The following is a 22,769-nucleotide window of genomic DNA, read 5'->3' on the forward strand; positions in this document are numbered from 1 at the left end:
TTCAGATTAATAAAAAACATTAGACATTTTTTTGACATGGGAAAAGCACTTGAAATTACCGATAGCACCTTTGAAGAACTTATCCAAAGCGATAAACCTGTACTTGTAGATTTCTGGGCCGAATGGTGCGGGCCTTGTAAAATGATCGGACCGGTTGTAGAGCAATTGGCTGGCGAGTACGAAGGGAAAGCAGTTATTGGTAAAATGGACGTTGATATGAACTCTTCGATACCAGCCAAATTTGGTATTCGCAGTATTCCAACGCTTATGATCTTCAAATCGGGACAATTGGTTGATAAGGTAGTTGGTGTTGTTCCAAAGTCGACATTAGAAGATAAATTGAACGCACAAATTGAAGCGACTGTTTAATCAGTTCCTTTTTAATTGTTGATATAAAAAAAGGCTCGTCAGAGCCTTTTTTTATATCAACCCGGTACGTCGGTTTAAAATCAGACTCCTTGTTACTACTTTTTACTCAAAAACCTCAATGGTGTAAGAGGCTACGAAAGTTTTCCCAGCCCCAAGACCTAGAATTCCTTCTTTTTTTTCCAGGATTTGATCTGAATCGAAACTATCGGCAATGCCCAGCCAGGGTTCTATACAAACAAAATGTGCATTGGGTTTTGCCCAAATGCCAAGGTAAGGAAAATCTTCATAGTGTAAAGTAATGACCTGTCCGGATTTGGTGCTTCTTAGACTAACCTGTTTTGATTTCAGATTCTTAAAAATCAGCGCGTCACGATCAAACAAATGACCATTTAAGTGAAGCACGTTCGTGTTGTGCAAGAGCGGTTTTGTGAAATTTCCAACAAGTCCGTCACTTTCCAAAAGCCAGGTAGAGTCGGTTTCGACCTTCTCAAATTCCAGGTAATAGTCTTCATAGGTTTCTCCCTCATTTAGCGGACACTTAAAAGCCGGATGCGCTCCAAGTGAAAAAAACATTTGTGTATTTCCATGATTGATAACCTTATGGCTTACCAGAATTTTATTTTCCTTCAACGTGTAAGTTATCAGAAATTCGAATTGAAAAGGGTATATTTTCAATAGCTCTTCGTCATATTTTAAACCAAGCGTTACGCTATTGCTTGTCTGTTCTAGCAGGGTAAGGTTACTATTGTTACGGATAAAACCATGACGCGGCAAAGCATATTCCTGGCCATTATGCTTTACATAGCCATGTTTTACAGCGCCAATGATTGGAAAAAGAACAGGAGCATAACTCGCCCAGACATCCGGATTCGCGTCCCACATGAATTCCCTGCCGGTTGTGGCCGACTGTATTTTGCAAAGTTCAGCGCCGGTTTGCTGAATTGCGATTTGAAGCTTATCGTTTTCGAGTTGATATATCATAATTGCGAGTAGTGTTTAGACAAGGATTAAATTGTATCAAGTGCTGTGAGAATCACATCGCAGCCTTCCCGTATCTGATCTTCTGTTATTGTCAGCGGAGGGGCGATGCGCATGGAATTATCGCAAAACAGAAACCAGTCTGTTACCACGCCGAGCTCAATACATTTGTCAATTGTTTCTTTAAGTTTTTCAAAGGATTCCATTTCTGCCGCCAGCATAAGGCCTTTCCCCCTTACTTCTTTGATCCTGGGATGGACCAAAAGCGTTTTTATGAGCTCACCTTTTGCAGTTGCCTGGCTAGACAGGTCCTCATTTAGTGTTATTTGTAATGCAGCAAGTGCAGAAGCGCAGCTCACCGGATGCCCGCCAAAAGTGGTGATGTGGCCAAGGATCGGATTAGTTTTCAAAACGCCCATCAGTTTTTGAGAAGCCATGAAAGCACCAATCGGCATGCCGCCACCCATTCCTTTGGCGCTCAAAACAATGTCAGGATAAATACCATATTGTTCAAACGCCCAGAACGTGCCCGTTCTGCCATAGCCGGTTTGCACTTCATCGAGGATGAGCAAGGTCCCTGTTTCTGTACATCTCTTTCGCAATGCAATTATATATTCATTCGAGGCAATGCGAATACCTGATTCCGCTCCTACGATTTCGATGATAACTGCGGCAGTCTTTTCTGTAATTTTATCAAGGTCCTCTATTAAGCCATGTTTAATATTGGTAATGCCCGGAAGTAATGGCCGGAAGCTCTTTTTAAACCATTCTGATCCGGATAGGCTTAAAGCCCCCTGTGTCGCGCCATGATATGCATTGAAACAGGATATAAAACCAGACCTGCCTGTATAGCGCTTTGCTAATTTCATAGCGCCTTCAACGGCTTCTGTTCCTGAGTTGGTAAAATAGACATTATCAATCAACCCAAAAGGAGAGGGGTAGCTTGTTTGAACGTCTAATGTATCCGATAGCGCTTTGGCCAGCTGCACCTGCGTGCCCTGCACAAACTCTCCGTAAACAAGCAAATGCATGTGTTTTTCGAGCTGGTCATGAATTGCTTTGAGTACTTCCGGGTGCCGGTGACCCACACTGCTGACGCCGATTCCTGAAATTAAATCAAGATAACGCTTTCCGTCTGTTCCGTACATGTACACGCCTTCTGCCCTTTCAATTTCCAGGGCAAGCGGATAATCTGATGTTTGTGCAAGATGATTGAAAAAGTGCTGACGATGAGAAATGTGCATTTTAAATGGACAATACTTTTATGAAGTATATATCTTTTTAATTTTAGTTAAAGTATTATATTTTAAGGTGCTATAAACCGCAACTCAATATTTCTTAACAGGATTATACCTGAAAGTAACAGGCACTTCCACCGACCCAGGTGAAGTTTTTGTTATAGTCGACCCCAATCATTTCACCGCGGCTTAGCCTGCTGAGGCCGATCATCAGTTCAGGTTTGGAAGCATTGTCAGGCCAGCCATACATCATTCTGACCTCGCATTTAACCAAACCGTCGGGTGCCTGAATAACAGGTTCATAAACAACTTTCTTTTGCAGAATGTAATTTTCGGGATCAGTCAATTCTTCCAGCATTTCCTCCTTAACATGGATTTTGACTCCGCTACCCGCGAAAGAAAACAGAGGTTTGAGTACATAATTTTCAAGATCTGCCGGGAAATTACCCTGATAGTCGCTGACAAACCTAGTCTCAGGAATGTATTTGCTGTTTAAAAACGGGAGAGCGAATTTACTGATTCTGAAAAACCAGTTCGGATGTCCAACCCAGGTTACATTAACATCGTCGGTAAATTTAAAACTGGTTTTCAAATCCGGGTAATTGGCCAGATCATCAAAAATCAAACGATTATAAATGCGTTTAACCTGAATTTTTCTTCCATCTTTTTCATAGAAAAGATCTCGTCCTTCACGTATGAGTTTGGTGTAACAAACAGCTCTAACACCGGTCATCTTTTCTGTAACTGCAAAATCGATTCTTGTTTTTTGTTTCTCAGGAAAAATTTCGAGTAAAATCACATTTTCAGGATCCTGATCTCCAACGATCAATTTCCGAAGCTTTTGCACATAATCTTCATAGGAGGAGCTATTCAACGCATAGTTAAAATCGTCTGCAACATCAAAATGCTTGGGAAATGTTTCAGACAAATATGCCTGATAGCCATACAGGGAAGGAAATCCCTGTAATTCAATCAGCTGAGGTAAAAGTGTACCCTCCGGCGATTTGCAAATGGCAAAGTCGATAGCCAAAAATGATGTGTGACTGTTTTCGTTGGGCACATTTTGGCCCGCAGGTACTGCTCGGTCGGTGTTTTTTGAAAAATCCGGAGACAAAAGTGTCCGGATAATTTCATCACAAGCCTGCACCAAACTTTCTTTCAACCCGGCAGGAACGAATACCGGCGTTTCCGCTACACGAAAATCCAGCTGTCCGGGAAAATCGGTAGCAATGTTGGAAACAAAATTTTGATAATGTTCCTCACTGAAAGTCGAGTTAAATTGCTTACGGGCTTCCTTATGCATAAATCCGCGTGCGGGTTACAAAATTGTGAAGTGTAATTAAACTGTTTTGGCCAGTTGCGAATCTGCAATCTGAATTTTGTTTAGTGCATTTTTCAGGAAGGTCGGGATTACAACGGATTCAGTCATCAGAATCTTTTCGGGATCATTAAGATGGGTGATCATATCATTGTATTTAGCCTCTCCGTGATTGGCAATTATTGTAGTTTTTTTATCTTCCTGAAGAAAATAGCGAAGCATGCCTTCCGCATCGGCTTCGGGATGAAACTGGGTTCCCACGATTTCGCTTGAAAATCTGATGGCCATTACTGCACGTTCAAGCTGAACGTGAGGACGTATTTTTTCCAGGCAAAGTATCGTCGCTCCCAACTGGTCCAGTGCATGCTGATTAGGCTGGGTTACCTGATAATCTCTTGAATCAACAATCCAGAAGGGATCGTTTAACAAACTTAGCAGAGGATCTTTTCTTCCAAAAGAAGTTTTATGTACCGGGAATGTACCAAATGAGGTCTTTCTTCTTTTACTCACGCCTGCCAGCTGCCAGTGGATAGACGCCATCTGAAAAGAATGGCAGATCAAAAAAAGTGGTTTTTTTGTCCGATTATGCCGGTTTGCATTAAAATGCATCAGAGAATCCAAGAAGAAAAAGAATTTTCTCTCCCAAAGTTCACCGGCTGGCATGGGATTGCCCGGGCCACCGGTAGAGATGTAAGCATCAAAATCAAGGTTTGGTGTTTCTAATTTCTGGCGGACATCAAAGACCTGATACTCAATATCGACAGCTTCGTTTTCGCCAAATGCGGTGATGATCTTTTTGATACAACGCATTCCTTCATTAGCAACACCGTCGTACATATCCAGAATGGCAATTCTGAATGGTTTTTTGTAAGTATTCATTTCTATTTAGCTTTTAGCTGCGGATGGTCGGGCAGTTAGCTTTCCTATTAAATATATGGCGCAAAGTTAAACAAGTAGGCGCAAAGTCCGAAGAGAAATTACTAGTTTGCTCTTTAACAGTACTTTGCGCCTTCTTTCTTACGCCTTGCTTTACAAAAAGTAAAATTATTCAATACCAATTTTAGTTTCAGAAACAATGTAGTCAACCACCGCATTCAAATCGCCGGTTTGTTCAAAAACTGCCAGCTGCCGGTCTGCGCCGGTGCCCATTTCCATGATCTGGTGGATATATTCTATCTCTTTGCGACTACCCAGTTCATCGACCACATCGTCAATAAATTCCAGAAGCTCACCAGCCAATATGCTATATTCTACTTCTTCCTGTTTACCAAAATCAATCAGTTTTCCGTGAATGCCGTAGCGGGCTGCCCGCCACTTATTTTCATTGATCAGCATTCGGTGATACGGTCTGAAACTAAGGTTCATTCGATGTAGTTTATGGATTTTGGCAACCAGTGCCTGCATGATAGCTGCCAGACAAATCGTCTCATCAGTCCGCATCGGTACATCGCACATCCTGAACTCGATGGTATTAAAAAATGGGTGGAGGCGAATGTCCCACCAGATTTTTTTACCATTATCAATACATTTTGTTTTGATTAGCAGGTTGATATATTCATCATATTCCGCCGCACTCGAAAAAAAATCAGGAATGCCTGTTCGTGGAAACTTATCAAATACCTTTGACCTGTATGACTTAAAGCCCGTATTACGTCCGCACCAGAAAGGAGAATTGCAGCTCAAAGCATAAATATGCGGAAGGAAGTAACGAACCGCATTCATAATTTCAATGCCTTCGTTACGGTTTTCGATTCCCACATGCACGTGCAAGCCAAAAATCAGGTTTCCCCGCGCAACATCACGCATTTCATCGATAATTTCGTCGTAGCGCGGATCGGGCGTTATTAGCTGTTCCACCCAATCGGCGAAAGGATGCGTTCCGGCTGCTGCAACCTGCAGATCCTGCTTGGATGCCAAATCCAGGATCATTTTACGCAGATACGTAACCTCTTCTCTTGCCTCCTGAATATTGTGACAGATATTTGTCCCTACCTCCACGACGGCCTGATGCATTTCTGCCTTGACACGTTCCTTTAAGGTGATCTTTCCGTCCTCAACAAGTTTGGACATGTGTGATCTGAGGTTCCGCGTTACAGGATCTATGGTTTGAAACTCTTCTTCAATTCCCAGCGTGAAACTAGCCATGTGCTGATGGTTCTTTTAATTGTGATGATGTCTATTCTTTCTTTTTTGCAGATTTTTTCGCTGAGGCGGGAGCTTCTACAGCCACCGGTTCTTTTACACCGGATGTCTTTTTAGTTGCTGCTGCTTTTTTTACTGCCACTTTTGCGATTACTTCTTCCGCCTTAACCGGTGGACTTGTCGTTTCAGCAGCGGCTGGCGAAGCCGTATCATTCAGTGCCATAGGAGCAGCTGCGGAATTCTGTACAAATGAACCCCAGGTTAAATTTGTCTGGCCCGGAACATGTTTTTTTGCACGGTCAATGGCCATGTTGGCAGCGGCCTCAACCACCCACTCAAAGTTTTCATGACCCACAGAATAGATATCTGCGTCAGGTGCCGGGTTACAGAAATCAATTGCAATTGGTATACCGTCTCTTACTGCAAATTCAACAGTATTGAAATCGTATCCCAGCGCAATATTTAATTTCAATACATAATCTTTAATGGTTGCCAAAAGTTTTTCCCGCTCTTCACCGGTTGCTTTAAGCTCGGAAGCGTAACGTAGATGATGCGGATTTCGCGGCTCGTAAGGCATGATCAGGACGTCTTTTTGACCGATGCAGTAACAGCGGACATAATCGTCAAATATAATTTCTTCCTGAAGCATCATAATCAGATGCCCGGTTTCCTGATGTTTGTTCCAAAGGTCCTGTATGTTTTCAACCTTATACACACTTTTCCAGCCACCGCCATCGTGGGGTTTCATGTATGCAGGGAAACCCACGTATTGAAACATTTCCTCCCAGGCCATCGGAAAGGCAAGATTTCGGAAAGACGTCTCACTGGTATCTACCGGGCGCTCTTTGGACGGAAGCAAAACCGTTTTTGGAACCGGCACTCCAATTTTTTCTGCAAGTGCATTGTTGAAAAACTTCTCATCAGCACTCCACCAGAACGGATTGTTAATTACAGCTGTTCCGCTAAGCGCAGCATTTTTAAGGTATGCCCGGTAAAAAGGAACATCCTGCGAAATCCTATCAACGATTACAGCATATTCGGTTGGATCTGCTTGTACAACCTTATCTATTCTTACGGCTTCTGCTATGATATCTGTTTCTCCTTTGCTATTTACGCGATCTATAAAGGCTTGGGGAAATGTGTTTTCCATGCCGAAGAGAATGCCTATTTTTTTCATAATCAGTTTTAATTTTTGTGTTGAATGAAAGCAATTTATTAATTATGATTTTAAAGAATTCTTGATAAATAATGCGGAAACATTTTGTTCCAAAGCGGCCAGTCGTGTTTTTCCCACCCACGAATATCCAGCCAGTGATCAATCCCTTTTGAGTTCAGAATATTCGACATTTTGAGATTACTTTCAAGACAAATATCCCAATCGGAAGTGCCAAGCACTATTTTCATATGACCATATTTCCAGCCCTGCTCATTGGGCATATAATCGACGGGGTTATTGAAGTACACCGTATCGTCGTAAAAACCGTCCAGAAAACTTCTTATATCAAATGCGCCGCTCATGCTGATGAGATATGCGACCAGATTGGGATGGCGAAAGGCAAGGTTGGCTGCATGAAAACCACCAAAACTGCAGCCTGCTACGCCGATCTTGTCAACATTACATTCATTTTTAATATATGGTATAAGCTCGTTGGTCAGAAAGCGGTCATAAACCATGTGATTTAAAACCCGGTATTGCGGATTGATGTGTTTGGCATACCAGGAATCAGCATCAACGGAATCAATGCAATAAATTTTGTACTTTCCTGCATCCACCAAATTGCGAATGGACTCAATAAGCCCCATGTCCTTCGCCTGATAATATCTGCCAAGCGTAGTTGGGAATAGCAGAATAGGGTAGCCCCAGCTTCCGTACACCAGCATGTCGATTTCGCGTTCAAGATGATGCGAGTAGTATTTTATGTGCTTCTCTTCCAAATCGGCTGCTTTTTTGATGTTAATAAATGAAATATACGAAAGAAAATATTAGTTGCAAATTGCCGGTCAGATTCAATTTATGGGGAAAGTTACTTTTTACCAAACATGATGGTGGCAGATAGAAAGCAGATGAGAGTAATTTTAACCAACATTAGTCGAAGCGTCCGCTTTAGACTTTTATAAAAGTCCTGATTCTGTTATCTTGTAAGTTTTTAGGATTTTTCAATTGAATAAGCAAAGTTTGAAGCACGTCAGTCAGCAAATTACATGTATCCAGCAAACCATATATTCTGATTTCCTGCACCGGGAAGTCATTATCACTGTTTTACTTCCTTTGGAATACAACCAAACCAATACCTACCGCTTAATGCTCTGTAATGATGGTCAGGATTTTGAAGCAATGGGTATGGCGAAAATTTTAAAGCAACTCTGGGAAGAAAAATCGATTGAACCGTCGGTTGTTGTCGGCATACATGCAGGAGAGCACCGGCTTTACGAGTACGGAACCTGTTTACAGCCGGATTACGCAAACAGGGGTAATCGCGCTTCGGAAACAAGGGATTTTGTTTTAAATGAACTTCTGCCCTTTTTGGAAAACAATTATAACATCTATAACAAAGAGGTCGTGTACGCCGGTTTTTCTTTGGGAGGTTTAATGGCGTTGGATATTGTTTTTAACCATGCTGATATATTCTCGACTGCCGCTGTTTTTTCCGGTGCGCTTTGGTGGAGGCAAAAGGCGCTGAATGAAGGCTATCATGATGTGGACAGAATCATGCATGCACAGATCAGATCTTCAAAAAACAAGCAGAATTTAAAGTTTTGGTTTCAATGCGGCGGGCTGGATGAAACAGATGATCGGGATGGCGACGGAATAATTGATTCAATTCAGGATACGCTGGAATGCATTGCAGAGCTGGAACGAAAGGGATATAGCTGGAATAAGGACATCAAATATCTGGAAATGCCTTACGGTGAGCATAATATAAATACGTGGTCTTTGGCAATGCCGTTGTTTTTAACCTGGGCCTTTGGCAAGACGAAAGCGGATATGGAAGTTTTCCCTGCAATCTGGTAAAATAATCAGCCCGGAATCATTTCAACCCGGGCCGGTCATTTCAGCTTACAGTTTCGATAAAAACAGCATCGTATCAACAGAGTCGGCGTAATCCGAAAGTCCAGGTTCCTGGGCTTGTCCAAACGCTACGGCGCTGTCTATTGCCAGGTCCTTTCCGCCAACCACACACTGAATTTTCTCCGTTGACTCTTCCAGAAGTGGCTTTACTTCGTCCAGTGAATTATAATATTCGAAATGTACGACGCTGATCGCGGAGACAAACGCCGTATTTTCGGTCAACAGTAGAAAGCCATTATCAAAATGCAGCACCCGGTTTACCAGCAGAATTGACTTGTTGTACTCATAGTTGTTAAAGTACTTATGGTGATGCATACAGGTAACACTGTAAGAATCAATTGCTTTATAGAACTTGGTAAAATCATATCCAGCCGGTACAAATAGTTTTGAAACATTGCGGCACCCCAAACCATAATACTGGAAAATATCATTACCCAAAGCTGCCAGATCCTGGTCACTTTCGCCTCCAGTCAGAATAGCTACTGAGGTTCTGTTTTTGCGGATGATATGTGGTTTTTTTGAAAAATAATAGTGGAAATATCTTGCCGTATTATCACTTCCTGTGGCCACGTATGCATCAGCGTCATTTAAACGCTCTACAAACTGAATATTTTCTTTGAAGCCCGGTTCTATTTCGCTAAGTTTTTGAAGTAAATACCGAATCAGCAACGGGTCGTCAGAAGCTGGCTTGGCAAGCAAGATATGACCGCTTACCAAAACACATAACGCATCATGAAATCCGACAGCCGGAATGTTCCCCGCCATGATAATACCTATCTTTTTTACATTTTCAGGTTCCGCGTACGAAGCTGCCCAGGTGGTGATTTTATCGTGCTCTAAAAACTCGTTTCCAATTGCCAGCAGCGAAGATTTTACGTTTTCAGGGGTGAACCAGTTGTTTTTACGATAAGCGGCGGTTGCCCACTCCTCAATTTCATCTGTATTTTGAAGATCGGTAAGAAATCTACCCAATTCGATAACAGCATTTATTCGTTGATTTCTTGATATCATTCTAGGTGAACTATGAATAGTTTAATGGTTATGAAGGTTTTTATTTTTCTGATTGTTGTGAAACTTTAAATAGTTATATTTGTTACTCTATAAGCAAGAAAATAACAACAAATATAAACAATCCGGCGACTATGGCTATAATGATAACCGATGAATGCATAAACTGCGGGGCATGCGAGCCAGAGTGCCCCAACACGGCTATTTATGAAGGTGGAGTGGAATGGACGTGGGGTGATGGAACGAGTTTAGATGAAGTAGATTTTGGCGATGGAACCTTGGTGAGCGGTAAAGAAAAACAATCACCGGTTTCAGATGAATTTTACTATATAGTTACAGACAAGTGTACAGAATGTGTTGGGTTTCATGAAGAACCGCAATGCGCTGCCGTTTGTCCGGTTGATTGCTGTGTGCCAGACCCCGAAAATGAGGAGGAGGAAGAAACATTATTGGCTAAAAAGGCCTGGATGCATGGAGAATAACCTCCTGCACCAAATAAGATTTTGCAGCCCCGCTTTAAGCGGGGTTTTTTTATGTCCTAACGTTCCGATAAATGGTAATTTAATAATAAAATTTCTTAATAATTGTTTGGTTAAATAGTCTATAATATTCTGTCTTATCAGTCATAGGCAGAATATTAATTTTGTTTAAAAAATTTCGTTTTTAGCGTTTTTATGTTCTGAATTTCATAAAAAAGAGTACAAAAACATGAAAATTAACCTTTTTCATATAATTTACATGGATAATATTTGATAAATATAAAATTAGTACAATATTTGACACAAGTTTAATGCCAGGAAGTAAATACAACTTAAACAGAATAAAATTATGAAAAAAGTCTATTGTACAGTATTATCTTTAATGATCCCTTTTTTGGGTTTTACAAAGTCTTTTGAAGACAAAAAAACTAAGGCTGACACTTTAACAACTGTTGCGGAAGTGAAAGAAGAAGAGGAATCTAAAGGTGCATTTGCTTTTTCCGGATATTTGGACTCTTATTACTCTGCGAACTTTAACAAACCTGCTTCCCGTTCAAATGGAGGAGCTGCCGGAACTGCCCGTGTTTTTGATACAAGATCAGGTCAGTTCTCACTAGGGTTGGTTCAAACGAAGGTTGCTTACACAAATGACAAATCAGAAGCAGTAGTTGACCTTACTTTCGGGCCTAACGCTAATTTGGGAAACTATGGTAACGCTGTATTCAGTACGGCTCTTGCAATCAAGCAGGCATACTTTACCTATAAATTTACAGACAAATTCTCGATGACTGCCGGGCAGTTCGGAACACATATCGGTTATGAAGTAATTGACGCGCCTGCAAACTTTAACTACTCTCTTTCAAATCAATTTAACAACGGTCCTTTTTACCACACAGGATTGAAAGCAACATACGCCTTCTCAGAAAGAGCTTCTTTAATGGTTGGTGTTGTTAACAATGTGGATGGTATCGAAGATAATAACCGTAAAAAAGGTATTATCAGTCAGCTTTATGTCGCACCTGTTGAAAACTGGAATGTATACCTGAACTTTATCACAAGTAATGAAGCAAATGATGACACCGATACAGGCGTTACTCCGGATGCATCTTACACAATGTTTGATTTAGCTACCAGCTACCAAATTACTGAAAAATTCCTGTTAGGTGTTAATGCTTCTTACGGATTGCAAAAAGGTGATTTCCAGGGCGGTGGCGGACCAGCCGATACTGAGTCATGGGGAGGTATTGCAGGTTATGCAAACACATCTATCACCGACAACTTTGGAATAGGTCTGCGTTATGAGTACTTCAATAATGACAATGGAGTACGCGGATTGCGTACAGCAACCGGTGCAGGAACAAGTGTAAACTCTGTTACACTTACAGGAAATATCACCCTTGCAGATGGTCATATTTTATTAAAACCTGAATTCCGTCTTGACACTTATCCAAAAGTGAGCGGTGCTAATTCAGAGCAGCAGTTCCAGGATTCAAAAGGAGCCTGGTCTAAAAACAGCCAGACAACATTTGGTCTTGCTATGATCTACAAATTCTAATCTGTATACCTCTTTTAATCTATAATAATTAACATCTACAAAAATGGAAAAACGTAGTTATGTCCCACTGATCATTTTATTGGTTATCAGCATCCTGGGTGCTTTTATTCCAAATGTGCCAACGCAAATTGCAACAGAGGGGCTCAATTCAGGTGACACCGCATGGTTACTTGTATCTGCAGCACTGGTTTTACTTATGACACCAGGATTGGCTTACTTCTATGGTGGAATGGTAAACAACAAAAACGTTATCTCTACCATGTTACAAAGCTTTATCGCAATGGGTGTTATCAGCGTACTTTGGGTAGTAGTTGGTTTCAGTCTTGCTTTCGGTGAAGACGTTGCCGGATTAGGTTTTGTGGGTAATCCAATGACTCACTTTATGTTCAAAGGTGTACTGGATGGTCCGGTTTTCGGAACAATTCCTTTCGCTTTGTTCGCAATGTTTCAAATGAAATTCGCTGTAATCACACCTGCTTTGGTTACAGGTTCTATGGCTGAGCGTGTTAATTTCCGCTCTTACGTTCTATTCATCATCTTGTTTTGTGTTTTCATCTACTCGCCATTGGCTCACATGACCTGGCATGCAGAAGGTATTCTTTTCAAAATGGGTGTACTTGACTTTGCTGGTGGTACTGTTGTTCACATGTCGGCCGGTTGGGCTGCATTGGCGGGTGCTCTTTACCTGAAAAGACGTAAGTCATTACTTGAAGATCATGTTCTTCCTCCTGCAAACATCCCGTTCGTACTTTTGGGCACAGGTTTACTTTGGTTTGGCTGGTTCGGATTTAACGCGGGTTCTGCTCTGTCAGCTTCTCCGTTGGCAGTTTCAGCTTTCGCAACTACCAACACTGCCGCTGGTGCAGCTGGTTTGTCATGGGTATTGTTTGATGCTGCAAAAGGCAAAAAAGTATCTGCTCTTGGATTTTGTATCGGTGCGGTTGTAGGTCTTGTGGCTATCACACCTGCTGCTGGTTTTGTTACCGTCCCTGCTTCTATCTTTATCGGAACAGTTGCAGCGATCATAAGTAACTATGTTGCTCACCTTCGTACACGTTCAACTTTGGATGATACATTGGACGTTTTCCCTTGCCATGGTGTAGGTGGTATGGTTGGTATGTTGATGACCGGCGTATTCGCAACAAGCGGTGTTAACTCACTGGTTACAGATCAGGGATTGGCATTTGGTGAAACAACTCTTTTCATCAACCATGTAATTGCTCTGGTAGGTGTATCTGCCTTCGCATTCTTAGGATCACTTCTGTTACTTAAAATTACTGATCTTATCTTGCCACTTCGTGTATCTGAACAAGATGAAAAACTTGGTCTTGATATCAGCCAGCACGATGAATTTCTTGTAGAAGCTTAAAAACTGGATTTGGATATTATTTCAATAAAAAACCCCGGATTTCCGGGGTTTTTTATTTTGTGGTAATGGAAATAAGATTTTAAAAAGAAAAAGTGATAACTCCTGTAACTTCCTAACTTCTCCTTTCTTAACTAAGAATGCACCAGATAATTTTCCTCCTGAAGCTCAACGACCTCCATCAGGCCAGTTTCATTCAAATGATCGTACTGAATCTTTTTTGTTTCATTAATCAGCAATGGATCGTATTTCACGGCAACCCTGACGTAGTTTTCTGTGAAACCAAGCATTTGACCATTTTGAATTTCATCTTCAAATAAAACAGTTGCTTCTTTGCCAATCTGCTGCTCGTAGAAATACCTCTTTTTCTTTTCGGAGAGAATATGAAGCATTTTGGATCGCTCCGCCCTTTCATGTTTTGGTACAACCGGTTTAATTGCCAAAGCAGTTGTGTTTTCTCGCTCCGAGTACGTGAAAACGTGCAGATAAGAAATATCAAGCTCGTTTAAGAATTGATAGCTTTCCAAAAACAATTCCGATGTTTCGCCGGGATGACCAACAATCACATCCACACCGATACAGCAATCGGGCATCAGAGATTTTATTTTGGCAACACGTTCTGCGTACAGCTCCCTTTTATAACGCCGGCGCATCAGACTCAGCGTTTTATTAGAACCTGATTGCAGCGGGATGTGAAAATGAGGTACAAATCTTTTTGACTTCGATACGAATTCTATTATCTCATCAGTCAGCAGATTGGGCTCAATCGAAGAAATCCGGAACCGGAGAATGCCCTCAACTTCATCAAGCGCTTTAACCAGTTCAAGAAAGCTTTCTTTTTTCTCTCCATTCTGAATTCCAAAATCTCCAATGTTCACACCGGTCAGAACGATTTCTTTCACACCGCGGCTCGCAACGTCTTTTGCCGCAGCAACCACATTTGCAATGGTGTCCGAACGGCTTTTTCCTCTTGCCAAAGGTATAGTGCAGTATGCACAAGGGTAGTCGCATCCATCCTGTACTTTCAGGAATGTACGGGTGCGGTCATTCAGCGAGTAAGATGTATGGTAGTCGACTGCCTCATCAATATGCGAAGCAAGTATCTGTGCAGGATGGTTACCGGGTTCTTTTTCAAATGTATCGATCAGCTCAACAAGCCTGAATTTTTCAGCTGCACCCAAAACAGCATCTACGCCAGGAATTTCAGAAATTTCCTTTGGTTTAAGCTGTGCATAACATCCTATAATGGCCACATAACCATCCGGATTTATTTTCTGGGCTTCGCGAACAATTTTCCTGCATTTTTTATCTGCGTTTTCGGTAACTGAGCAGGTGTTGATGATGAAAATATCCGGTGTTTCGTTAAATTCTACTTTGGAATATCCTTTCTCCTCGAACATCCTTCCGATTGAAGAACTTTCAGAATAATTTAACTTACAACCTAATGTATAAAAGGCGACTTTTTTCATGTAATTAACTTAATGCTGCAAAATTACGACTTTTTACGGTCAACGCCTTAAATAATCCGTGTAAGATGCCTGCAGATAGGCTTTACCAATTTCAGTTTCAGTCGGTTTAAGGTTTCCTTCCTGCCCGGTAATGTTGCCTCCTATGTTGTCTCTGATAATAAATCCACCTGGTTTGATCCACCCAAATCCATTATTAAAGGCAAAATAAGCGAATGGCTTTCTATTGTAACTGAAAATATCGTTACTCCATTTGAAAGATTTAGACGGTAGTTTTAACTGCTTGAGAAGCGTTGATGCAAGATCGGTTTGAGAGCACAAGGTATCAATCCGGATGCCATTTTCTTTTAACGCACCGCCCAGCCAAAGCATTGGAATATGAAATTCGCTGGGTTTAGCCTGTTTTCTTTCCGGTAAAGGATGGCCGTGGTCTGCAATGATAATCAGCAGCGTATTCTTCCACCAGGATTTTGTTTTCGCATCTTTTATAAATTCTCCCAGTGAAGCGTCCGAATAATGGAGGGAGTTAAGAAACAGGTGCTCCACGTCATTTCCCTTTATCACCGTTTTAGCGGGCACCTCGAAAGGTTCATGACTGCTTAGCGTGAACATGGTCGAAAAAAATGGCTGCTTTTGAGTATCCAGGTCAGTCAGCAATTTTTTAAATACGACGTGATCATGCGCGCCCCATTTAGAATTCATGTCCTTGGAAGCAAAGGCATTCTTATCAATCAGTTTATCAAATCCCTGTTGTAAAAAGTAGGATTTCATATTGGCAAATTCTGTTTCTCCACCATAGTAAAACGAAGTGGACCAGCCATTGCTATGAAAAGTTTTAGGAACAGAAGGCAGCGAAATTGTCTTGTTTGGGATCTTGATGATTGAAGTCGTTGGCTGCGCCGGATAACCGCTCAGGATGGCGACCATGCCTTTGTCGCTTCTGTTGCCGCTTGCATACATGTTGGTAAACAGGATGCCTTCTTTCGATAAGGAGTCAAATTGCGGAGTTATACCTTTCAGTCCGCCAAGTCCGGCAACTGCCTTTGCAGTAAAACTTTCCCAGATTATCACAACCACATTAACTGGTTTATCAGTATTTATAATTTGTCTGACGTCGACCGGTTTACTGTATAAGGAAGCAACGACTGAATCAGCGGATTTCGGTTCCTGATAGATAAAAGGATTCTTTTTTGAATATCGGGTATGAACTACCGAACTCATATAATTCCAAGGAACATTCACGGCAGCATAATTAGCAAAGCTTTTGTCACTAAAAAATACGGCACTTTCGTTCATAGGAGCGAGCTGCAGGCCGCCTCTTATAGGAATAATTAATGCTCCGGTCAGTAATACAAAAACGGAAAGGCTTAGGTACCAGGAAGTTTTTTGGAAAAATGGAATGGTGCGTTCGCCAAATGTTTTAAATATTTGGTAGGCGGTAAAATATATAACCGTAAATAAAACCGACAATGCAAATACAGGAGAAGAAGCCATTGATGCCCAGGCTTCCTGAGGCGTTTTTAAATAATGTAGTGATGTCGCATCAATTCTGAATCCCCAGGCACGGAACAATTCCAGATCGGCGATGGTCAGGAAAACGATTACGAATGCAACAAAGCCTGTGTAAATCGTAATAAATTTTTTGTACCAATCCCACCTTTTCCAGGTAAAACCAATAAACAAAGTTGGAAGTACTAAAATATAGCCGGCAAAGGAAACGTCCATTCGCAATCCGTGCCACGCGCTTTCGGCAAGATAGGATGCAGGAAGTTCAATACTTTTTTTGTAGTGGTAAGTCAGGAAAATGATCCGAAAAAACTGAAAAAGTACAGTCCAGATAAACCCGTAAAGGGCAATAAATATTAATCGTTTACGCATTGATGTCAGTCAGAATTTACAAAATTCCTAAATTTTGAGCTGATAACAAGATTAATACAGCATCCGTGTCAGGAATTTGCAGAAAAAATGACTTTAAATAGTAGTTGGTGGAAGTAAATAAATAATTTTGGGAAGAAATTATAATTAATCAATACAAAAATGACATTTCGTTCCAAAGCTTTTGAAATAGCTCAGGGTCGCGTTGCACCTGTTTTAACTCCTCCCACAGAAAAAGTTGCCGATTTATATGCAAGCAATACATTTAGTGACGACGTAATGCGAACGCTTCTTTCACCGGAAGCCTATACCAAAATCTCTAATGCCATTCGCTCTGGATCAACAATTGATCGTGAGGTTGCAGACGAAGTTTCTGCTGCGATGAAATCCTGGGCTATTTCCAAAGGCGCCACCCACTACACGCATTGGTTCCAACCATTGACGGGAACCACAGCCGAGAAACACGATTCTTTTTTCGATCTGACGCTCGATGGAAAAGCCGTTGAAAAATTTAAAGGAAGTGCGCTTGTTCAGCAGGAACCGGATGCTTCGTCTTTTCCAAGCGGAGGACTTCGGGCAACTTTTGAAGCGCGGGGTTATACCGGCTGGGATCCAAGTTCACCTGCTTTTTTGATGGACAATGGGGCAGGAGGCAAGACTTTGTGTATCCCTTCTGTTTTTATTTCCTACACAGGTGAAGCGCTGGATTATAAAGCGCCGCTGCTTCGGTCGCTGGTGATGCTCGATAAAGCAGCGACTTCGGTCTGCCAGTTTTTTAACCGGGATGTTGACAAGGTCACACCCACGCTAGGTATCGAACAGGAATATTTTCTGGTAGACAAAGCGCTGTACTATGCAAGGCCTGATTTATTGATGGCGGGGCGTACAGTTTTTGGTCATAGTCCAGCTCGGGGCCAACAGCTTGATGATCATTACTTTGGGTCAATATCGCCGCGGGTCAATGCGTTTATGGTGGACTTTGAGTTTGAAGCTTTGAAACTTGGCATACCTGTCCGTACGCGTCATAATGAGGTAGCTCCGGGACAGTTTGAATGCGCTCCCACTTTTGAAGAGGTGAACCTGGCCATCGATCACAATGCGTTGCTGATGGATCTGATGCAAAAAATCGGAGATAAACATAATTTTCAGGTACTGTTTCATGAAAAACCGTTTGCTGGAATCAACGGAAGCGGTAAGCATAATAACTGGTCACTTTCTACCGATACAGGTATCAACCTGCTGGCACCGACAACAAAACCAAAGGAAAATTTACGTTTCCTTACGTTTTTATTAAATGTGGTAAAAGCAGTTCATGATCATGCGGATTTATTGAGAGCTTCCATATCTTCTGCCGGTAATGAGCACCGTTTGGGTGCCAATGAAGCGCCGCCATCGATTGTGTCCGTTTTTCTGGGCGGTGAACTTACCAGCATGCTGGAAGAGCTGGTAAATAAGGGTGAAATTACGCTGGAAAAAGGAGAGAATTTTTATTACAAACTTGGAATTACACGCATTCCAAACTTGCAGAGAGACAATACAGACCGCAACCGGACTTCACCGTTTTGTTTTACAGGAAATAAATTTGAATACCGTGCTGTGGGAAGCGCGCAGAACAGTGCTTCACCGATGATCGTTCTCAATACCATTGTAGCCAATCAGCTTATGGAGTTCAAAAGAGAAATGGACGAAAGGCTTAGCGCGGGGGAGGAGAAAAAAGTTGCTACGGTTGAAATTCTAAAACGATATTTCAAGGAGTCAAAAAGAATACTTTTTGAGGGAAATGGCTATTCGGAAGAGTGGATTGCGACAGCGAAGGAACGGGGACTCAGCAATATCAGCGCTACCTATGATGCGCTATATGCTTACGTAACCGAGTCCACCATTCAGGCATTTGAAAAAATGGGCGTGCTCTCAAGCAGAGAACTTCACGCCAGATATGAAATCGAGTTGGAGAATTATGTGAAAAAATTACAGATCGAATCCCGTGTAATTGGTGATCTGGCTTTAAATCATATTGTTTCGACAGTAATTAAATATCAGTTCAAACTGGCGCAAACTGCCCGAGCGCTGACCGATCTTGAAATGCTGGAAGAGGCCGAACCAATTAAGGAAATCATCAAAGATATTTCGTCACATGTAGTTGTGATCAAGCGCCTGGTACATGAAATGACCGAAGCGCGCAAAACTGCGAACAATGTGGATGTGCTCTTTGAGAGGGCCAAATTATACGGCTCAGAAGTAAAAGGATACTTCGAAGAGATCCGATATCATGTAGATAAACTCGAATTATTGATAGATGATGAAGATTGGCCTTTGGCAAAATACCGCGAAATGCTATTTTTGGAATAAATTTGTAATTATTGCTCCAAACAAATAATTTGTAAATTATGAATCCGGGATTTGATCCAGAAGAAATCGCTCAGTTAAGGCGGGAATGTAAGGCTGAACGGTTAAACTTTGTTTACGTATCAGACGAATTTGAAGATGAAGAAGAAGAAAATAATGAGCATGCACATGTTCAGTTCGTAGGAATGTATAAGGACAAGGAAGTTGTTTACGACGCGTTAATTTACACGTTGAGACTGCACCACTCTACATTGGTGTACGATGCGGCACTTGAAAGATTAAAAAAGGAAATGCCTAACTACGTTTCACCTGATGAAAGAACGGATGACTATCCGGATGATCCTGATCAGGATGAAGAGGCTGAATTGCTGCTCACAGAATTTATCGAGGAAATAGAGGAAAATGAAGAAATATCAGTTAGAGAACATATTGAAACCGACGATCAGTTTGAATATGGAGTAGGACTGGAAGTGGGTTTGAACAAAACTGAAATCAATGAAAAGGTGATTAACGACTTTATCATCCGTTTCAATGCCGGCAGAATTCAGCTTGATCCGACTTTATATCACTACACAGGAAGCGAAGACGAAGACTGATCAGTTTTGTAAAAGTACTTAACAACAAAAAAACCACCAGAAATGGTGGTTTTTTTGTTCAATTCTATATTTGTTACAGAGCAGACTTAACAGTCTTGATAATACGCGCTGCAACTTTATATGGATCTGCCGCTGAATTTGGACGACGATCTTCCAGGTATCCGCTCCATCCTTTTTGAGGAACAAGAACAGGGATACGAATAGAAGCGCCACGGTCAGATACGCCATAGCTGAAATCATGGATGCTGGCAGTTTCATGTTTACCAGTCAGACGAAGATGGTTGTCTGCACCATATACTTCGATGTGTTCTTTAACAACAGGGCGGAAAGATTCGCAAACTTTATCGAATACTTCTTTGCTGCCAGCAGTTCTCAAAGCAGAGTTTGAGAAGTTAGCATGCATACCACTACCATTCCAGTCAAGATCACCCAAAGGTTTGCAATGCCAGTTGATAGAAACACCGTATTTTTCACCGATTCGTTCCAGCAAGTAGCGTCCAAGCCAGATTTCATCACCCGCTTGTTTTGCACCTTTTGCGAACATTTGGAATTCCCACTGTCCGGCAGCTACTTCAGCATTGATACCTTCGATATTAAGACCTGCATCAATACAAGCATCAAGGTGCTCTTCGATGATTTCGCGTCCGTAAGCATTTTTCGCACCTACCGAGCAATAATATGGTCCTTGTGGCGCAGGATAACCATTTGCCGGGAAACCAAGAGGTTTATTTGTTTCATTGTCCCAAAGGAAATACTCCTGCTCAAAACCGAACCAGAAATCATTGTCATCATCTTCGATCGTAGCGCGGCCGTTTGTTACGTGAGGAGTTCCATCAGCATTCAAAACTTCACACATAACCAGGTACCCGTTTTTGCGCTGTGGATCAGGAATGATAGCAACAGGCTTCAATAAACAGTCAGATGAACCGCCAGCAGCTTGTTCTGTTGATGAACCATCAAACGACCAGTTGCTGCAATCTTCCAGTTTTCCACTAAAATCTTCTTCAATTTTTGTTTTGCTGCGTAAACTTTGGGTCGGCTTGTAGCCATCCAACCAAATATATTCCAGCTTGGATTTTGACATAATAGTACTAGATAAGGTGGTGACGAATTATTATAACGACACAATATTAATGCAAAAATGTAATTGCAGGAAATAAAATATAAGAAAATTTAAGTAAACGCAGAATTATATTGCGTTCGTGGTAGTATTGTCAGTAAAAACTGTACTATTTTAATAATTCAGTCCTTGCTCGATTAAATTATTAACAAATAATGTTTTTTGTAATTGCAGAGAATTTAAGTTGAAAAAATAAGCAGTTATCATTGAAATAATGACAAAATGCAAAATTATGCTTTTAAGGTTTCACTGACGTTTCTTGGAATTGTCACTTTTGCTACAAAAATTTATTACTTAATAATCCCTACTTTTGAAAATCGGACAGATAGTCCGGATAAGGAAGTAATATAGTAGTATGCATTTATTTTATCAGCCGGATACCCGGATCAAAGAACTGGACGAAGAAGAGGCCAGACACAGCACAAAAGTGCTTCGGTTAAACACCGGCGATGTTATTCATGTAACGGATGGAAAAGGTCTTCTACAAAAGTGCCGGTTAAAGCTATCCGGGAAAAAGGTGTCTTATGAGGTTATAGAATCATCGTTGATCCCCAGGCGGCCATTCATCGTAAATATGGCTATAGCTCCTACCCGGAAAGCGGAACGGAACGAATGGATGGTTGAAAAGATGACAGAGATTGGCGTAGAGCGGATTGATTTTATCATTACAAAAAATACGAATATGGAATCGATTAACCGGGTGGTAAATCTTACCCGGCTAATACGGATCGCTGCTGCGGCCATGAAACAGTCCCAGCAGTTTTACATGCCTGAAATTACATTGAATAATAAGTTTGAGTCGTTTATTGAAAGCAGGACAGAAAATGCTAAATTGTTAGCTTATGTGCCGAATAATCAGTCTGTAAAACATGTATTTCAAGAAGTGACCAGAAACAAGAGTGCTCTTTTACTGATTGGCCCGGAAGGTGATTTTACTCCTGACGAAGTATCTTTTGCAATAAATCATGGTTTTCAGACCGTTTCATTGGGGGCTACAAGGTTACGTACCGAAACGGCTGCTGTGGCTGGCTGCCATGCGATAAATCTGGCTAATATTGCTGACTTGTAAATTATTTTATGCTTATGAAAATGATAATGCGGGTAAAAAGATTATGTTTCCTCATGTTGGTGTTTTTGGCGTCGTCGGTCGTATCGATAACTCATGCACAGTCATCACTTAAAATTGCCAAATTAAAATATGGCGGCGGAGGAGACTGGTATGCCAATAAAACCTCTTTGCCAAACCTGATCAAGTTTTGCAACGCTGAGCTTAAAATGAACATAAATCCTTCTGAGGATATTGTGGAAGTAGGAAGCCCCGATTTGTTTACTTATCCTTTTGTTCACATGACCGGCCATGGAAATGTGGTTTTCACAGAGGCTGAAGCGCAGAATCTGAGAAACTATTTACTTTCTGGTGGTTTTTTGCATATTGATGATAATTACGGTCTGGATCAGTTTATCAGAAGGGAAATGAAAAAAGTCTTTCCTGAACTATCTTTTCTGGAGCTTCCCTATGATCACGAAATTTATAGAGTAAAATATAATTTTCCTGATGGCCTGCCCAAGATTCATGAGCATGACGCCAAACATCCGCAAGGATTCGGGTTGATATATGAAGGCAGGCTGATCTGCTATTATTCTTACGAAACAGACCTTGGCAATGGCTGGGAAGACCAGAGCGTTTATAATGACCCGGAAGAGATGCGCAGAAAAGCGCTTCAGATGGGAGCCAATCTGGTCAGTTATGCTTTTATGATTTTATAAAGAATAACAGCCGTAGCGTCTCTGAATAGAATCAATATAAATAAATTCCAAATTATGTCTTAAACGGCGTGGTTTT

Annotated in this window: 20 protein-coding genes; 9 read left to right on the forward strand and 11 right to left on the reverse strand. The window is 41.4% G+C overall.

What is annotated here, in order from left to right:
• Positions 1-36: 36 nt before the first annotated feature.
• A complete protein-coding gene (gene trxA, locus E0F88_RS13455; protein ID WP_131958773.1) occupies positions 37-369 on the forward strand; it encodes a thioredoxin in 333 nt (110 codons plus the stop codon).
• Between the two features lie 102 nt (positions 370-471).
• On the opposite strand, the gene E0F88_RS13460 is transcribed toward trxA, so the two are convergent.
• The 7 genes from E0F88_RS13460 to E0F88_RS13490 form a co-directional block, all read right to left on the reverse strand.
• Positions 472-1,350, reverse strand: a complete 879-nt coding sequence (locus E0F88_RS13460) for an aldose 1-epimerase family protein (protein ID WP_131958774.1) — start codon at positions 1,348-1,350, stop codon at positions 472-474.
• A gap of 26 nt (positions 1,351-1,376) precedes the next feature.
• On the reverse strand, positions 1,377-2,591 hold the full coding sequence (locus E0F88_RS13465) for an aspartate aminotransferase family protein (protein WP_131958775.1): 1,215 nt from the start codon (positions 2,589-2,591) through the stop codon (positions 1,377-1,379).
• Positions 2,592-2,694: 103 nt separating this feature from the next.
• Positions 2,695-3,888: a hypothetical protein gene (locus E0F88_RS13470; protein WP_131958776.1), complete on the reverse strand. Its 1,194-nt coding sequence runs from the start codon at positions 3,886-3,888 to the stop codon at positions 2,695-2,697.
• Positions 3,889-3,924: 36 nt separating this feature from the next.
• Complete coding sequence (locus E0F88_RS13475) at positions 3,925-4,782, reverse strand: type 1 glutamine amidotransferase (protein WP_131958777.1); 858 nt, start codon at positions 4,780-4,782, stop codon at positions 3,925-3,927.
• 165 nt (positions 4,783-4,947) lie between these two features.
• Positions 4,948-6,048, reverse strand: coding sequence for a carboxylate-amine ligase (locus E0F88_RS13480; protein ID WP_131958778.1), 1,101 nt, complete (start codon positions 6,046-6,048; stop codon positions 4,948-4,950).
• Positions 6,049-6,079: 31 nt separating this feature from the next.
• The gene (locus E0F88_RS13485; protein WP_131958779.1) at positions 6,080-7,222 is read right to left on the reverse strand and encodes an ATP-grasp domain-containing protein; all 1,143 of its coding nucleotides are present in this window, start codon (positions 7,220-7,222) and stop codon (positions 6,080-6,082) included.
• A 50-nt stretch (positions 7,223-7,272) separates the two neighbouring features.
• Positions 7,273-7,980: an esterase family protein gene (locus tag E0F88_RS13490; RefSeq protein ID WP_131958780.1), complete on the reverse strand. Its 708-nt coding sequence runs from the start codon at positions 7,978-7,980 to the stop codon at positions 7,273-7,275.
• A gap of 241 nt (positions 7,981-8,221) precedes the next feature.
• On the opposite strand from E0F88_RS13490, the gene E0F88_RS13495 reads away from it, so the two are divergent.
• Positions 8,222-9,058 (forward strand): alpha/beta hydrolase, encoded by an 837-nt coding sequence (locus E0F88_RS13495; protein WP_229213765.1) that lies wholly within the window; start codon positions 8,222-8,224, stop codon positions 9,056-9,058.
• 45 nt (positions 9,059-9,103) lie between these two features.
• Here the strand turns inward: E0F88_RS13495 and E0F88_RS13500 are convergent, their stop codons facing one another.
• Complete coding sequence (locus E0F88_RS13500) at positions 9,104-10,126, reverse strand: acyl-CoA reductase (RefSeq protein ID WP_181956090.1); 1,023 nt, start codon at positions 10,124-10,126, stop codon at positions 9,104-9,106.
• 131 nt (positions 10,127-10,257) lie between these two features.
• On the opposite strand from E0F88_RS13500, the gene E0F88_RS13505 reads away from it, so the two are divergent.
• From E0F88_RS13505 to E0F88_RS13515, 3 genes are all read left to right on the forward strand, one after another.
• The gene (locus E0F88_RS13505) at positions 10,258-10,605 is read left to right on the forward strand and encodes a 4Fe-4S binding protein (protein WP_131958781.1); all 348 of its coding nucleotides are present in this window, start codon (positions 10,258-10,260) and stop codon (positions 10,603-10,605) included.
• Positions 10,606-10,951: 346 nt separating this feature from the next.
• Positions 10,952-12,157: a porin gene (locus tag E0F88_RS13510; protein WP_229213766.1), complete on the forward strand. Its 1,206-nt coding sequence runs from the start codon at positions 10,952-10,954 to the stop codon at positions 12,155-12,157.
• Positions 12,158-12,200: 43 nt separating this feature from the next.
• On the forward strand, positions 12,201-13,526 hold the full coding sequence (locus E0F88_RS13515) for an ammonium transporter (protein WP_131958782.1): 1,326 nt from the start codon (positions 12,201-12,203) through the stop codon (positions 13,524-13,526).
• Positions 13,527-13,657: 131 nt separating this feature from the next.
• On the opposite strand, the gene mtaB is transcribed toward E0F88_RS13515, so the two are convergent.
• Both mtaB and E0F88_RS13525 read right to left on the reverse strand, forming a co-directional pair.
• Positions 13,658-14,992 (reverse strand): tRNA (N(6)-L-threonylcarbamoyladenosine(37)-C(2))-methylthiotransferase MtaB, encoded by a 1,335-nt coding sequence (gene mtaB / locus E0F88_RS13520; protein ID WP_131958783.1) that lies wholly within the window; start codon positions 14,990-14,992, stop codon positions 13,658-13,660.
• 39 nt (positions 14,993-15,031) lie between these two features.
• Positions 15,032-16,867 (reverse strand): LTA synthase family protein, encoded by a 1,836-nt coding sequence (locus E0F88_RS13525; protein WP_131958784.1) that lies wholly within the window; start codon positions 16,865-16,867, stop codon positions 15,032-15,034.
• A 159-nt stretch (positions 16,868-17,026) separates the two neighbouring features.
• Between E0F88_RS13525 and E0F88_RS13530 the strand changes: the two genes are divergently transcribed.
• Together E0F88_RS13530 and E0F88_RS13535 are read left to right on the forward strand one after the other, a co-directional pair.
• The gene (locus E0F88_RS13530; protein WP_131958785.1) at positions 17,027-19,213 is read left to right on the forward strand and encodes a glutamine synthetase III family protein; all 2,187 of its coding nucleotides are present in this window, start codon (positions 17,027-17,029) and stop codon (positions 19,211-19,213) included.
• Positions 19,214-19,251: 38 nt separating this feature from the next.
• A complete protein-coding gene (locus E0F88_RS13535; RefSeq protein ID WP_131958786.1) occupies positions 19,252-19,806 on the forward strand; it encodes a hypothetical protein in 555 nt (184 codons plus the stop codon).
• Between the two features lie 73 nt (positions 19,807-19,879).
• Here the strand turns inward: E0F88_RS13535 and E0F88_RS13540 are convergent, their stop codons facing one another.
• Entirely contained in the window at positions 19,880-20,890 is a 1,011-nt protein-coding gene (locus tag E0F88_RS13540) for a glutamine synthetase beta-grasp domain-containing protein (protein WP_131958787.1), read from the reverse strand.
• A gap of 391 nt (positions 20,891-21,281) precedes the next feature.
• Here E0F88_RS13540 and E0F88_RS13545 point away from each other — a divergent pair, with 391 nt between their 5' ends.
• On the forward strand, positions 21,282-21,995 hold the full coding sequence (locus tag E0F88_RS13545) for an RsmE family RNA methyltransferase (RefSeq protein WP_131958788.1): 714 nt from the start codon (positions 21,282-21,284) through the stop codon (positions 21,993-21,995).
• 53 nt (positions 21,996-22,048) lie between these two features.
• Entirely contained in the window at positions 22,049-22,693 is a 645-nt protein-coding gene (locus E0F88_RS13550; protein WP_229213767.1) for a DUF4159 domain-containing protein, read from the forward strand.
• The last annotated feature ends 76 nt before the right edge of the window (positions 22,694-22,769 follow it).

This window comes from Dyadobacter psychrotolerans (genome assembly GCF_004349265.1).
Taxonomy (GTDB): Bacteria; Bacteroidota; Bacteroidia; order Cytophagales; family Spirosomataceae; genus Dyadobacter; species Dyadobacter psychrotolerans.